Here is a 13431-nt window from a genome sequence, read left to right on the forward strand (position 1 = left end):
GCCTCGCTTCAATGATGAGCAGACACGCTCTTCATGCATTGGGATACGAGATCGGCACCGGCAAACTGGCCTATATCCCCCAGGCTGACCATGCCGACCATCCGTTTACTCTTGTTGATCACAGGCAGCCTGCGGACCTTCAGCGTTTCCATGTGGTGCACCGCTTTCGCCAGATCGTCGTCTTCGCGGCAGCAGTGGATGCCTTCGGTCATCACATCCCGCGCCGTGGTACGCGCAGAGTTGAAGTCCTTGCTCGCAAGACCTTTGCAGACGAGGTCGCGATCCGTCACCATCCCGATCAGACGATCGTCTTGCCCGATCGGAATGCAGCCGATGTCGTGGCCTTGCATCAATTTCGCGATTTCGGTGATTGGCGTGTCGGGGCTTACCCAATCGACGCCCTTGTGCATCACGTCCTTGACTTTCATGGAGGACCTCCCGTCCAAGGCAGCAGCCCCCTCGTTCGCAAATATACAACAGAGTTGACGCGACCGCATGCGTGCCGCGCCTTAAGACGCGATGAAACCGGGTCGGATCGTCATCGCGCATGAGCCCCTTGCTTGAGCTTGATCTCCGCGCAAACGCATTCCTCCCTTGTCTCGGGAGAGAGACACTTCGCACCCTCCCGGATCATGCTCCGGTCGGGGCGCACCGACAGATGGTCCCGCTGTCATGTCGCCTCAGTCGTGCGCACTGAAGCTGCCATGCAGGGAACCGGCGGTCAGGCGTGCGAATTGCGCACGACCGAGATGAAGCAACGTCTCATGATCGCCAGCTTCGATATAGATCTCGGGCTGCATCCGGATGCTGTCATCAACGATAACGTCGAGCCCGTAGCAGCTGCCGGCGGCGGGAACCGCTCCGTGCGCACAGTCCGTGAACAGCCGATCGATCTCGCTTTCGGCGGCCATAGCGATATCGTCACCGAATCTCGCCCTGAGATCCGCCAGCCTGAGGTGATGCGATGCCGGCAGCACGGCGAGCAGGTACCCGTCGTTGCGGCGCAGCACGATGGCCTTGGCCAAGCGATCGCCCGAGACGTGACAAGCCTGGGCGGTAAGGGCGGACGACATCGTCAGTACGTGCGGGATTTCGTCGTACTCGATGTTTTCTGCAGCGAGATAATTGTGCAGTTTGGGAGAAATGGTCATGGCGTCACCTCCGGTGCCACATGCAACCATCCACCGTGGTCCTGCCCGCCGCACGATGAGCGGCTGCGTGGTTCTCAAGACAGAACATAGGTCTTGTCGCAGGACACTGCAATTCGATCCCTAACGGGGGCGCCGCGCCAGGTTCAAGTTCCGGGCCTTGTCCAGATTGCGGGCCTCGGCCAGCGCGGCCGCGCCCGGCAAGAGGGCCGACGCAAGGTCGGTCTCGGTGAAATCTGCGCCGGCGACATTGGCGTCGGACAGGTCGGCTCCCGCAAGGTCAGCTCTGTAGAGGCTGCAGTTCGCCAGATTGGCGTTCTGCAGTTGCGCGAATTCGAGATCGGCGCGCGAGAGATTGGCGCCGCTGAGATCCGCATTCCGCAGATCGGCGGATTTGAGCACGCCACGCATCAGGCCCATCGATTGGTTGCGCATGTCGGCGCTCAGATCGGCGCCCGCAAGCCTGGCCCCGATCAGGCTGGCGCCGGAAAGATCGGCGGTTATCCGGGCGCCGCTCAAATCGGCGCCGCCAAGCCTGGCGCGTTGCATCTGCGTGCCGAGCAGCGATGCCTTGACGAGGGACGCCCCCGTCAAGTCTGCGTCGATCAGCCAGGCCTGGTTCAAGGTGGCCCGATCGAAGCGGGCGCCTTTCAGATTGGCCCGGTTGAGCTTTACGAGATGAAGGTTGCCGCCGGTGAAGTCGAGGCCCGAGAGATCGAGGTGCGACAGTCGCTTTCCATCCAAATCCGCAGTGCGCCCGTCCCCTTGAGGGACCGACTTGAGGAGCGCGTCGACCTCGGCGCGCGTCATCTCCGACGTCGTCATTTCCGGACTGTTGAGGTCGACATTCCGCAGCATGTCCTGCGACACGGCGTCGGTCGGATCAAACAGCAGCGCCGCTATCGACACAAAGGTAAATGCGAGACGAAACGACATCGCCGTCTCTCCGCCGCTCAGTAACCCGGTATCGTCTCTTGCATTCTCCGGGTCGGCCGCGCCGACAGGTTAGCTGGCCGGCTCCGGCCTATGCCACAGTATGAAACCGGATATCGATCCTGGCAATGCCAGTGCCCCGTCCGAGGGAGCGCTGCCTCGCAAGGCAAAGTGTCAGATTGCGGTCCGATGCACGTCTCGTCCCGGTAGGCGATCTCAAGCCCGAAGAGACAGGAAGAACGATCCGCCGCTCGTCGCCGACGGCTCGACGCGGCATCTGCCCGGCGATAGCTCTCATGACGATGCCTGCATAACGATACTCACGTCGACGATCGCACGAACGTCCGTCCAAAGTCGCCGAACGCGCCCTCGTCGGCAAATCTCCCGAGCTGATCGTCGCTCCAGCCGAGCCATTCCGCAAACACTTCGCTCGTGTGTTCGCCGAGCATCGGCGGCGGCGTGGAAGGTGGCGGCGGGTCGTCGCCGAACCGCGTCGGCCTCGCGATGAACTTCACATCTCCCGCGGCCGGATGGCTGATGGTCTGGACCATTCCGCGCTGCGTGAGCTGCGGCGTTTCGCAGACCTCGCCGACCGACTTGATCGCGCCGCACGGAATGCCTGCCGCGCCGAGCGCCTGCAGCCAGTCGGCGCGGCTTCCCCGGGCAAAGATCGGCGAAAGGATCGCGACGAGCTCGTTGCGGCTCGCCGCGCGCTTCGGAGCGGTTACGAAGCGGACGTCCTCGCGCAGCTCCGGACGGCCGATGACGTCGCAGAAGGCCGCCCAGAACTTGTCGTTCGCGACCCCGACATTGATCCAGCCATCGCTGGTTTCGAACGGTTCATACGGGCTGATGGTCGGATGGACATTGCCGCGGCGCCTCGGGCTTTCTCCCGAGGCGAAGTACATGCCGGCGTTGAACGTCAGCAGCGATGCCATGGCGTCGAGCATGGAGACGTCGACCCGGCCGCCCTCGCCGGTGCGGCTCTTCCGCATCAGGGCAGCCAGCACCGAATGCGACGCATAGAGGCCCGTGACGAGGTCGGCGATCGACGTGCCGACCTTGGTCGGCGGCCCATCCGGATCGCCGGTGATGTCCATCACGCCGGATTCGCCCTGCAGGATCAGATCGTAGCCGGGGCGCGCGGCGTCGGCGCCGGTGCGCCCGAACCCCGAGATGCTGCACAGGATGATGTCGCCCTTGCGGGCCCTCAGCGCGTCGAAGCCGAGCCCCCATTTGTCCAGCGTACCGGGACGGAAGTTCTCGATGACGACATCTGCGACGGATGCAAGATCGAGCACCGCGTCGCGCCCCGCCGGGGATTTCAGATCGATGGCGCAACTTCGCTTGTTGCGGTTCACCGACAGGAAATACGCACTCTCGCCGCCGATGAACGGCGGGCCGTAGCGGCGGCTTTCGTCGCCTTGCCTGGGATCCTCGATCTTGACGATGTCGGCGCCGAGATCACCGAGCTGCATCGTGGCAAACGGACCGGAGACCACCCGGCAGAGGTCGAGGACCCTGATGCCCGACAGCGGCTCGCGATCAGACGATCGCATCGGCGAGGTCCTTCATCGACGGCACCAGGATGTCGGGCTGATGCGGCGTGATGCCGAACGGGCGGCTGCGCCGGTCGATGAAGGCCGTCCGCATGCCGGCGGACTTGGCGCCAATGCAATCGAAGGCATGATTGGCCACGAACAGCACCTGCTCGGGCTTCACGCCCATGATCTCGGCCGCTTTCGTATAGGTCGCGACATGCGGCTTGAACGAATTGGCCTCGGCCACCGAGATCACGCGATCGAACGGGACCTTGTGGTACTGCTTCGCGGTCTCGAGCATGTCCGGATCGCCGTTCGAGAGCACCACGAGCTTGTACTTGCGTTGCAGCCGCGCCAGCGCGTCCGGCACCTCCGGAAACGGCACCAGCTTCTCGATCTCGCTCACGAGGTAGCGCACATCGTCCATCGTGTAGTCGATCCTCGCGCGATCCATGACGTGGGCAACCGCGCGGTGGCCGATCTCGCGATAGGGCGTGTGCTCGCGATGCAGCAGCGCATCGATCATCGAGTTCTCGAAATGCGTGCGACGCCACCACGTGACGAAGGAATTCGGATCGCCCTTCCAGCCCTTGTTCTCGAGGAACGGCGCCGCGATCCTGGTCAGGCCGCCCTGCATGTCGACGACCGTGCCGTACTGGTCGAACATGCAGATCTTCACGTCGTGCTTGATCGTCTCAAAGTTCATTGATGCCTCCTTGGTCGGATCGATTGATACGCCCTGCATCGTCATGGATGAAATGGATTTGTGATCTTTCGCCATTCACGATATGAATGATGAATGAACCTCCGATCCATCGACCTCAATCTGCTCGTCGCGCTGGACGCACTGCTGACCGAGCGTCACGTCACCAAAGCGGCGGATCGCGTCGGCCTCAGCCAACCGGCGATGAGCAATGCGCTCAATCGGTTGCGCGCGATGTTCAAGGACGAGCTCCTGGTGCGGACCACGACCGGGATGAAGCCGACGCCCCGCGCCACCGAACTGGCGGAGCCGCTGCGCCAGGTCCTGCGCCAGGTCGAGCGCGTGATGGCGAGCGACGCCGGCTTCGATCCAGACCGGACCGAACGCACCTTCACGATCAGGATGTCGGACATTCTCGCGTGCCTGCTGCTGCCGCGACTCGCCGCAGCACGGCCGCCGGAGGGGCGGATCTCCTACAACACGATCCATCTGCCGCCTGCCCTGACGATCGATGCGCTGGAGCGGGACGAGATCGATGTCGCGGTGAGCATGGGGCTCGAGCACTCCGCATCGATCCGTTCCGAGACGTTGCTGCGCGACCGCATGGTCTGCCTGATGCGACGCGGGCACCAGATCAAGCGCGCACGGCTGACCTTCGAGCGCTTCATCGCGCAGGAGCACATGAAGGTCTCGATGAGCCCGACCGATCTTCGCTTCGTCGACGACGTGCTCGCCGAACGCGGCCATCGAAGACGCATCGCCCTGAACGTGCCGCATTGGCTGGTCGTGCCTCACGTCTTGAAGAAGACCGATCTGCTCGCGGTGATGCCGGGACACCTCGCAACCGTGCTGATGGACGACGATCTGAGGATGGAGGAACTGCCGTTCGAGTCCGCGCCGTTCGACTGGATGTTGTACTGGCACCGCAGATACGATCAGAGCAATGCCAATGGCTGGCTCCGCGACCGGATCAGGGCGGCCTGCTCCGACCTGAACTAGGCGCCGAGGTCGGCCGGCCTCCGCGCCATCGACGACCGCCCTCCCGCCTCGACGTCCGTGACCGCCGACGCGTCCTCCAGAGATCGTCCCTTGGTCTCGAAACCGAACACGAGGAAGACCACGGCCTGGAACACGAGGATGCCCGCCAGGGTCGTCAGCACGCCGGTCAGCCCCTGCCAGGCGAAGATCGCGACCACGACGTACTGGACCAGCGCGGTCGCGACGCGTCCGGACGTGGCGCAGATCGCCGTGCCGCGAAGCCGATACCGCGTCGAAAACAGTTCGGGGACGTGCATCGCGAATCCGGTCGCCAGCATCACGTAGATCGCCGTGATCAGCAGGAAGCCCACGGCTGCGAGCGCAACACCATCCGGCATGTATGGATAGGCGATACCGAGCGCCGCTGCCGCAATCGACGAGCCGACGATCGACAGCCGGCGTCCGAGCCGGTCCGCCAGCACGAGCCCGATCAGCGATCCGACCGGCCCGCCCAGCGCCATCACGGTGGTGTAGCCCAGCGAGGACACCACGCTGTGGCCGCCCTTGACCATGAAGGTCGGCAGCCAGCCGATGAACCCGTAGAGGCTGAAGCCGACGACGATGTGCAACAGGCTGCCGAGCAGTGTGCGCGCGAGATAGGGCGGCTGGAACAGACGCCAGACCGCGCCGGGAGACTCCTGCGCCGGCGCGCGGGCAGCGACGGCAGGAAGTACCGCCTTGCGCGCGGCCTCGGCTTCGATCGCCGACAGGATCTTCTCGGCTTCATCGGCGCGTCCATTGGCGGCGAGCCAGCGCGGCGATTCCGGCATCGACTTGCGCAGAAACCAGACGACCATCGCAAGGCAACCGACAAGGCCGAACATGTAGCGCCATCCAAGCGTCGGGATCACCCATAGACCGACCATGGAGGATACGAACAGCGAGAAATTGGTGATCACGGCCAGCAGCCCGATCCAGCGTCCACGCGAGGAAGCCGGCACGAATTCCGTCAAGGTCGCATAGCCGACCACGATCTCCGCGCCGAGGCCAATGCCGATGATGAAACGCAGGCCGATCAGGACGATCATGTTCGGCGCAAAGGCCGCGGCGATCGACGCGAGGCCAAAAATCGCGAGGTTCATCTGGTAGGAGAAGCGGCGACCGAACCGATCGCCGAGGATGCCGGAGCACCACGCGCCGATCGTCATCCCGACGAAGGTCGCGGAGACGAACGCGGCGTTGAGTTCGAGCGTCGACCAGCCTTCCTTGAGCACGGCGCCCAGCACGCCGCCGGCCAGATAGATATCAAACGCATCGAGGAACATGCCGGCGCCGATCAGGGCCAGGATGCGCCAGTGGAATCCGCAGATCGGCAGCCTGTCGAGGCGCGCGCCCGCGTTGATGTCGATGTCGGCGGATCGCGCCATGCCAAACCTCCCTGCCCGGCCTTTGGCAGCCGGATGCTCCGGGCACCGATTGATGACGCGCAGGGGGTCGTCGTCCAATTCAAATCGAAAATTCGACTATTTGGCGCAGTGATGAAGCTGACGCGACCGCACCGTCGCGTTCCATCCTGACACCGAGCTGACTTGCATTCGCCGTCGTTAACGATCCCGCCGTCGCGCGATCTCGAAATCACGGTGTCAGCACAAACATTCACAACGGGTTCATGTCGCCGCCACTATTCGACTCCAACGCTGGGGGAAGAAGATTGGAGTATGTGCCATGCGCCGCATCGCCGGACTGCCTTTCGCCTTGGCTCTCAGCCTCTGCTGTCTCTCACCGCCCGCGCCAGCACGCGCGCAGCTTGCCATCGGCATCACCGTCAATGCGGCGCCGCCGCCATTGCCGGTCTATGTCCAGCCGCCGATCCCCGCGCCCGGCTACATCTGGACTCCGGGCTATTGGGCATGGAACGACGACACCGGTTACTACTGGGTGCCCGGCACATGGGTGCGTCCGCCGGCGCCTGAATTGCTGTGGACACCCGGCTATTGGGGCTGGAGCGACGGCGCCTACGCCTTCCACGCCGGATATTGGGGCGCGACCGTCGGCTTCTACGGCGGCATCTCTTATGGCTTCGGCTACACCGGCGTCGGCTATGAGGGCGGCTACTGGCGCGGCGGCAGCTTCTTCTACAACAGCTCCGTCAACAACATCTCGAACGTCTCGGTCACCAACGTCTACAACAAGACCGTCGTCAACAACACGACCAACGTCAGCTACAACGGCGGCACCGGCGGGACCGCGGTAAAGCCGACGCCGCAGCAGCTTGCTGCCCAGGGCGAGCACCACGTGGCTGCGACCGGCGAGCAGACGCGACACGCGGAAGCAGCGATGAAGAATCCGGCGCTGACGCTCGCCAACAACCATGGTCATCCGGCGGTCGCCGCGACCGCGCACGCAGCACGGTTCAGCGGTGCCGGCGTGATCGCCGCGCACCCAGGCAAGCCGATTGCGGCGCCGCCGCCCCGACATGCGCAGCCCACGGCCGAGCACGCCTTGCCAACGGGACATGCTCTCCCGACGGGGAGTGCTCCGCCGCCAGGACACGCCCTGCCGACAGCAAATGCTTCGCCGGCCGGACACGCTCTACCGACCGGGAACGCTTTGCCGCCGGCACACGCCCCGCCGACTGCGCATGCTTTGCCCGGCGCAGGCGCACATCCTGCACCGGCGCCGCACGCCGCTCCGCCGGCGTCAAGACCGCAGCTCGTGCAGCATGCACCGCCGCAGGCACGCGCGGCTGCGCATCCGCCGGCACCGCGCGTCGCGCAAGCGGTTGTGCATCGGCCCGCGCCGCCGCAGGTGTCGCGACCGGCGCCGCGGCCTCATCCGGCACCACGGCCACATCCCGCTGCGAGGCCGCATCCGGCGCCACAACAACACTCATGATCGAGTTCATCGGCGTGCCTGCAAGGGCACGCCGATGTCGTATGACACCCCATCGCAGGCACAACGACTCGCGATGCATTCATCAATCCTGGACTATCGGGCGCCAAGCGCGTCCTCAAGCCAGTTCGTCGGCCGCACACCTGATCCCGTCGTAGATCTCCTCGAGATCCGCGTCCGTGACGCAGTAGGGCGGCATGACGTAGATCGTGTTGCCGAGCGGCCGCAACAGCAGATCGCGCCGTTCAAAGAAGGCCTGAAGTTTTGGGCCGATGCCGGCGAGATAGCCCGCATCGACTGCCTTCAGATCAAGCGCGGTGATGGTCCCGGTGCGACGGACGTTCTCGAAGCGCGCGTCGGCGCGGAACGGTGCGATCAGGCGCTCCTGCATCGCAGCCACCGCGGCGACGCGCGCGCCCGCGCCGTGTTGCCAGAGTTCGAGGTTTGCTTTTGCGGCGGCGCAGGCGATCGGGTTCGCCGTGTAGGAACTGGAATGGAAGAAGGTGCGGGAACGATCGCTGGAATAATGCGCGTCGTAGATCTCTGCCCGGCAGAGCGTCACCGCGAGCGGCAGCGAACCGCCGGTGAGGCCTTTTGAATAGCAGGCGATATCCGGCGTGATGTCAACCTGCTCGCACGCGAACAATGTGCCGGTGCGGCCCCAGCCGGTCATCACCTCGTCGGCGATGAACAGCACATCGTGGGTTTCGCAGATCCGCTTCATCTCCTTCAGCACCCAGGGCGGATACATCAGCATCCCGCCGGCGCCCAGGATCAGCGGCTCGACAATGAACGCGGCCGCGGTTTCCGCGTTGCACGCGGCCTCGAGCGCATCGAGCGTTGTCTGTTCATAACCGGGCGCAGGAAACGGGATCGACGCGACGTCGAACAGCAGCGGCTCGTAAGCCTTGTTGAAGACGCCGCGCGCGCCGACCGACATCGTCCCGATCGTGTCGCCATGGTAGGAATGCTCCATCACGATGATGCGGGTGCGCGTCGCGCCGATATTGTGCCAGTAGCCAAGCGCCATCTTCAGCGCCACCTCCACGCTGGTCGAGCCAGAGTCGGAAAAGAACACGTAATCGAGCCCATCAGGCGCCAGCTTCAGGAGTTGCGCGGCGACCTGTTCGGCCGGATCGTGAGTATGGCCCGCGAAGATGATCTGGTTGAGCTGCTCCGCCTGGTCCTGGATCGCGCGCACGATGTGCGGATGGCAGTGGCCATGGGTCACGACCCACCAGGATGCGATCGCATCGATGATGCGGCGATCATCCGCGGTGTAGAGATAGGCTCCCTCGCCACGCACGATCCTCGTCATCTCGCCGTGCAGCGCGTGCTGGGTGAACGGGTGCCAGATCGGCGACTTCCGAGCGGATGTCATGGATTGAAATCTTCCCGCCGGAACGACGCCTTGAACGCTGCCTGCAGCGTGTCTGCCGCAAGCGGAGCAAGCCAGGGCAACCGGCCCAGCCGGCGCACCTGCCCGATCTCGCAAATCGCGCGCTCGCTCTCGGGATTGCTCTCGCCGATGAATGCGATCCCGAGAATGTGGATCCCGCGCTTGCGCAATGCCTCGACCGACAATAGCGAGTGATTGATGGTGCCGAGCGCGGTGCGGGCGCAGAGCACGACCGGAAGGCGCCATCGCGCGAAGACGTCGATATAGAGCGTGCCGCCGTCGAGCGGCACCATCAGCCCGCCGGCGCCCTCGATCACCAGCGGCCGGTCCCCGACATCGGGCGCGCCGAGCGCGGCAGGATCGATGCGCACGCCGTCGAGTGCGGCGGACTGATGCGGCGAAGCCGGCGTTCGAAGCCGGTATCGCTCCGGCACGATGCGATCGGCCGGGAGCCCGCCAAGTCGCGCGACCAGCTGCGCATCGGTTTCCTCCTCGATGCCGGCCTGAACCGGCTTCCAGTAGCGCGCGCCGAGGAAACCGGCGAGGCCTGCGGAGAACACCGTCTTCCCGATCCCGGTATCGGTGCCGGTCACCACGATCCGGCTCGTCATCGCGACCAGCCCTTCGTCTCCTCGACCAGCGCATCGAGCAGCGCGCGCACGTCGCTCTCATCGACATTGAGGGTCAGCGCAATTCGCAACCGCGCGGTGCCCGCCGGCACGGTCGGCGGCCTGATGCCTCTGATATCGAAGCCGCGCGCCTGCAGCGCAGACGCCAGCCGCATCGCGCGCGCATTGTCGCCGACGATATAGGGCACGATCTGCGAGCGCGACGGGCTGCGCCAACCGCGCAGGTCGAGCTCGCGATGCGTGAACGCGACCAGTTTTGCCAGGCGCTGCTGATGCTCGGGCTCCTGCTGCAGGATCAGCAGCGCCTCACGCACGGCAACGGCCACAAGCGGCGACGGCGCGGTGGCGAAGATGAACGGGCGGCAGCGATTGACCATGAAGTCGCGCAGCACCGTCGAGGCCGTGACCAGCGCGCCGGCGGCGCCCAGCGCCTTGCCGCAGGTATGAACGATCACGAGGTTCTCGCGCCCCTCATAGGTCGCCGTCAGCCCGCGCCCCTGCTCGCCATAGACGCCGGTGCCGTGCGCCTCGTCCACCATCAGGAACGCGTCGTGCCGGTCCGCGATGGCGACGAGGTCGTCGAGCGGCGCGACGTCGCCATCCATGCTGTAGACGCTTTCGACCACGATCCAGACCCGGCCCGTGCCACCCTCGGCGCGCCAGCCGCGAATGGTGGCTTCGACCGACCCGGGATCATTGTGCGCGCTGATCCGGAATTCGGCCCGGCCGGCCCGCGCGCCCTCATGGATGCTGGCGTGCACGAGAGAATCGAGCACCAGGAGGTCGCCGCGTTGCGGCAGCGTCGTCAGCACGGCGAAATTGGCGACGTAGCCGCCACCGAAGAACAATGCGGTCTCGGCTTTGAAGAACGCGGCGGCTTCGGCCTCCAGCCGTTCGTGCTCCTCGCAATTGCCGCGCAGCAGCCGCGACCCACCGGCGCCGATCGGCGTGCCGGCCTCGAGCGCGGCCGAGACGGCCTGCTTGATGCGCGGCGCGCTCGCGAGCGCCAGATAGTCGTTCGAGACGAAATCGGTGCCCGCGCGCGGCTTGAGACCGCGCAGCCGATCGTCCTTGCTCAGGGCGTGCAAGGCCGCGGCGTAATCAGCGACCTTGGCCGCATGGATTGCGCTCATGCTTCTCTCTCAGATTTGTCGTTGGTCGCGCGGCTAATCCCGCCGCACGCGTGCCGGAGGTACGCTCAGGCGAGGGCGGAGTTGATGCCGAGCCGGTCCAGCAGATTGGCGTCGCGATCGCGCTGCGGGTTCCTGGTGGTCAGCAGCACATCGCCGATGAAGATCGAATTCGCGCCGGCAAGGAAGCACATCGCCTGCAGCTCGTCGGTCATGTATTGCCGTCCGGCCGACAGCCGCACCACGCTCTTCGGCATCATGATCCGCGCGGTGGCGACCAGACGCACCAGCGCGATCGGATCGGGCCGTTCTGCGGTGTCGTTGACCGGCACGCCCTTGACCTCGTTCCACAGATTGATCGGCACGCTCTCCGGATGGCTGGGGAGATTGGCAAGCAGCATCAGCATGCCGAGCCGATCATCGACCTGTTCACCCATGCCGATAATGCCGCCGCAGCAGACCTTGATGCCGGCGTCGCGCACATGCGCGAGCGTATCGATGCGGTCCTGCAGGGTGCGGGTGGTGATGATCTTGTCGTAGAACTCGGGCGAGGTGTCGACGTTGTGGTTGTAGAAATCGAGCCCGGCGTCGGAGAGACGCTCGGCCTGCTTTGGCGTCAGCATGCCGAGCGTGACGCAGGTTTCCATGCCGAGGCCCTTCACCGCGCTGACCATGTCGCAGACCTGATCGAGATCGCGGTCCTTCGGGCTGCGCCAGGCCGCGGCCATGCAGAAGCGGGTTGCGCCGGCGTCCTTGGCGCGCTGCGCGACCGCGACCACTTCGTCCCGAGGCATCAGGCGGGTGGCTTTCAGGCCGGTGTCGTAATGCGCGCTCTGCGAGCAGTAGCCGCAGTCTTCCGGGCAGCCGCCGGTCTTGATGCTGAGCAGGCTCGCGGTTTCGACGTGGTTCGGATTGAAGTTGGCGCGATGCACGCCTTGCGCCTGAAACATCAGGTCCGCGAACGGCAGGTTATAGAGTGCTTCAGCCTCGGCACGCTCCCAGGTCTTGCGGGGCGCTGCGCTGGTGCGGCTGTCGGTCCGTTCGATCTCCACGACATCAACCATAGAGCTTGCCTTCTCGTTTGCTATGGATCATAGATAATATGACATATTATCTATGATATTTGGACTTAGAACGATGCTAGCCGAGCCCGGACGAACGCGCACCCGTTTTTACGATAGATAATCTATGGCGAACGAAGGTGAGAACACGACCACCGCGGGGCGCATCGCCGAGGCGATCGGCGAGCGCATCATCAGCGGCGAGTTGCTGCCGGACGCGGCGCTGCGGCAGGACCATGTCGCGCGCGAATTCCACTCGAGCCACGTCCCGGTGCGCGAGGCCTTCAGGCAATTGGAGGCGCAGCACCTCGTCGTTGCGGTGCCCCGTCGCGGGGTGCGGGTCGCGCCGCTCGATACCAGATCGGTGAAGGAGATCGCCGAGATGCGCGCCGCGCTCGAAGTGGTCGCGTTGCGCAATGCCGCCCCCAGGCTCACATCGGCCCATCTGGCACGGATCGAACTCGCCATGATCGAAGGCGACAATGCCGAGACGGTGCAGGATTTCGAGATGGCCAATCGCGCCTTTCATCACGCGCTGGTGGCGCCGTGCGCGATGCCGCGACTGCTTGCCAGCCTCGACGGCCTGCAGCTTGCGAATTCGCGACTGGTGTTCGCGATGGCACGCAATGCCGGCTGGCGGCCGCGGCCGAGCCAGGATCACCGCGTGATCCTGCAGGCGCTACGCGCGCGCAACATCGAACAGGCCTGCAGCCTGCTGGCGCGGCATATTCAAACCATCGAACGGCTTGCCCTGCCGACGGCGTGATCGGACTTCGCAGGCAGCCGTATCCACTCACGTCGCATTTGCGCGAGCGCGACGGAGTCAGGTTGAATCGATGATGCCGCAGACTGCCTGCACCTCTCCCGCTTGCGAGGGCTTTGCGCAATCGGGCGTGCGCGGGTGCAGGCCAGTGTCAGGCATTTTTTTGCGTGGCTTCTGGGGGGCGCGCGGGAGTGGACAGCTTCGTTTGGGCGGCCGATTGACGGCATTGCGGAGCGGCGGTCACAGCGCAACAC

General features: G+C 65.0%; 13 protein-coding genes. 3 read left to right on the top strand and 10 right to left on the bottom strand.

Annotation, left to right across the window (positions count from 1 at the left end; all coding sequences use genetic code 11):
• Nucleotides 1–8 precede the first annotated feature (8 nt).
• From IF803_RS22695 to IF803_RS22715, 5 genes are all read right to left on the bottom strand, one after another.
• Nucleotides 9–428, bottom strand: coding sequence for a CBS domain-containing protein (locus IF803_RS22695; protein ID WP_411784188.1), 420 nt, complete (start codon nucleotides 426–428; stop codon nucleotides 9–11).
• A gap of 252 nt (nucleotides 429–680) precedes the next feature.
• A complete protein-coding gene (locus tag IF803_RS22700) occupies nucleotides 681–1151 on the bottom strand; it encodes an aminoacyl-tRNA deacylase (RefSeq protein WP_028341435.1) in 471 nt (156 codons plus the stop codon).
• Between the two features lie 120 nt (nucleotides 1152–1271).
• The gene (locus IF803_RS22705; RefSeq protein WP_304497817.1) at nucleotides 1272–2084 is read right to left on the bottom strand and encodes a pentapeptide repeat-containing protein; all 813 of its coding nucleotides are present in this window, start codon (nucleotides 2082–2084) and stop codon (nucleotides 1272–1274) included.
• A gap of 317 nt (nucleotides 2085–2401) precedes the next feature.
• Nucleotides 2402–3640, bottom strand: a complete 1239-nt coding sequence (locus tag IF803_RS22710; protein WP_461193521.1) for a CaiB/BaiF CoA transferase family protein — start codon at nucleotides 3638–3640, stop codon at nucleotides 2402–2404.
• Nucleotides 3627–4328: a haloacid dehalogenase type II gene (locus tag IF803_RS22715; RefSeq protein ID WP_304497819.1), complete on the bottom strand. Its 702-nt coding sequence runs from the start codon at nucleotides 4326–4328 to the stop codon at nucleotides 3627–3629. The genes IF803_RS22710 and IF803_RS22715 overlap by 14 nt, the downstream gene beginning before the upstream one ends.
• Before the next feature lie 93 nt (nucleotides 4329–4421).
• Here IF803_RS22715 and IF803_RS22720 point away from each other — a divergent pair, with 93 nt between their 5' ends.
• Entirely contained in the window at nucleotides 4422–5324 is a 903-nt protein-coding gene (locus IF803_RS22720; RefSeq protein WP_304497820.1) for a LysR family transcriptional regulator, read from the top strand.
• Here the strand turns inward: IF803_RS22720 and IF803_RS22725 are convergent.
• Entirely contained in the window at nucleotides 5321–6730 is a 1410-nt protein-coding gene (locus IF803_RS22725; RefSeq protein ID WP_304497821.1) for an MFS transporter, read from the bottom strand. The genes IF803_RS22720 and IF803_RS22725 overlap by 4 nt on opposite strands.
• 298 nt (nucleotides 6731–7028) lie before the next feature.
• On the opposite strand from IF803_RS22725, the gene IF803_RS22730 reads away from it, so the two are divergent.
• Nucleotides 7029–8198 (top strand): YXWGXW repeat-containing protein, encoded by a 1170-nt coding sequence (locus IF803_RS22730; protein ID WP_304497822.1) that lies wholly within the window; start codon nucleotides 7029–7031, stop codon nucleotides 8196–8198.
• A gap of 115 nt (nucleotides 8199–8313) precedes the next feature.
• On the opposite strand, the gene IF803_RS22735 is transcribed toward IF803_RS22730, so the two are convergent.
• From IF803_RS22735 to bioB, 4 genes are all read right to left on the bottom strand, one after another.
• Nucleotides 8314–9576 carry an adenosylmethionine--8-amino-7-oxononanoate transaminase gene (locus tag IF803_RS22735; RefSeq protein ID WP_304497823.1) on the bottom strand — a complete coding sequence of 421 codons (1263 nt, stop codon included), beginning with the start codon at nucleotides 9574–9576 and terminating at the stop codon, nucleotides 8314–8316.
• Entirely contained in the window at nucleotides 9573–10205 is a 633-nt protein-coding gene (bioD, locus tag IF803_RS22740) for a dethiobiotin synthase (protein WP_461193522.1), read from the bottom strand. Before bioD ends, IF803_RS22735 begins: the two co-directional genes overlap by 4 nt.
• Nucleotides 10202–11356, bottom strand: coding sequence for an 8-amino-7-oxononanoate synthase (locus tag IF803_RS22745; RefSeq protein WP_411784495.1), 1155 nt, complete (start codon nucleotides 11354–11356; stop codon nucleotides 10202–10204). The genes bioD and IF803_RS22745 overlap by 4 nt, the downstream gene beginning before the upstream one ends.
• A 65-nt stretch (nucleotides 11357–11421) precedes the next feature.
• Entirely contained in the window at nucleotides 11422–12417 is a 996-nt protein-coding gene (bioB, locus tag IF803_RS22750; RefSeq protein ID WP_411784494.1) for a biotin synthase BioB, read from the bottom strand.
• A gap of 124 nt (nucleotides 12418–12541) precedes the next feature.
• Between bioB and IF803_RS22755 the strand changes: the two genes are divergently transcribed.
• On the top strand, nucleotides 12542–13180 hold the full coding sequence (locus tag IF803_RS22755; protein WP_411784493.1) for a GntR family transcriptional regulator: 639 nt from the start codon (nucleotides 12542–12544) through the stop codon (nucleotides 13178–13180).
• The last annotated feature ends 251 nt before the right edge of the window (nucleotides 13181–13431 follow it).

It is taken from the genome of Bradyrhizobium sp. UFLA06-06 (assembly GCF_054820065.1).

What these genes read in the sequence shown, in the direction of transcription:
- IF803_RS22745 (WP_411784495.1), bottom strand. Translation starts at nt 11,356, where the DNA reads ATGAGCGCAATCCATGCGGCCAAGGTCGCTGATTACGCCGCGGCCTTG.
- IF803_RS22730 (WP_304497822.1), top strand. Translation starts at nt 7,029, where the DNA reads ATGCGCCGCATCGCCGGACTGCCTTTCGCCTTGGCTCTCAGCCTCTGC.
- IF803_RS22705 (WP_304497817.1), bottom strand. Translation starts at nt 2,084, where the DNA reads ATGTCGTTTCGTCTCGCATTTACCTTTGTGTCGATAGCGGCGCTGCTG.
- IF803_RS22695 (WP_411784188.1), bottom strand. Translation starts at nt 428, where the DNA reads ATGAAAGTCAAGGACGTGATGCACAAGGGCGTCGATTGGGTAAGCCCC.
- IF803_RS22710 (WP_461193521.1), bottom strand. Translation starts at nt 3,640, where the DNA reads ATGCGATCGTCTGATCGCGAGCCGCTGTCGGGCATCAGGGTCCTCGAC.
- IF803_RS22715 (WP_304497819.1), bottom strand. Translation starts at nt 4,328, where the DNA reads ATGAACTTTGAGACGATCAAGCACGACGTGAAGATCTGCATGTTCGAC.
- IF803_RS22735 (WP_304497823.1), bottom strand. Translation starts at nt 9,576, where the DNA reads ATGACATCCGCTCGGAAGTCGCCGATCTGGCACCCGTTCACCCAGCAC.
- bioB (WP_411784494.1), bottom strand. Translation starts at nt 12,417, where the DNA reads ATGGTTGATGTCGTGGAGATCGAACGGACCGACAGCCGCACCAGCGCA.
- IF803_RS22700 (WP_028341435.1), bottom strand. Translation starts at nt 1,151, where the DNA reads ATGACCATTTCTCCCAAACTGCACAATTATCTCGCTGCAGAAAACATC.
- IF803_RS22725 (WP_304497821.1), bottom strand. Translation starts at nt 6,730, where the DNA reads ATGGCGCGATCCGCCGACATCGACATCAACGCGGGCGCGCGCCTCGAC.
- IF803_RS22755 (WP_411784493.1), top strand. Translation starts at nt 12,542, where the DNA reads ATGGCGAACGAAGGTGAGAACACGACCACCGCGGGGCGCATCGCCGAG.
- bioD (WP_461193522.1), bottom strand. Translation starts at nt 10,205, where the DNA reads ATGACGAGCCGGATCGTGGTGACCGGCACCGATACCGGGATCGGGAAG.
- IF803_RS22720 (WP_304497820.1), top strand. Translation starts at nt 4,422, where the DNA reads ATGAACCTCCGATCCATCGACCTCAATCTGCTCGTCGCGCTGGACGCA.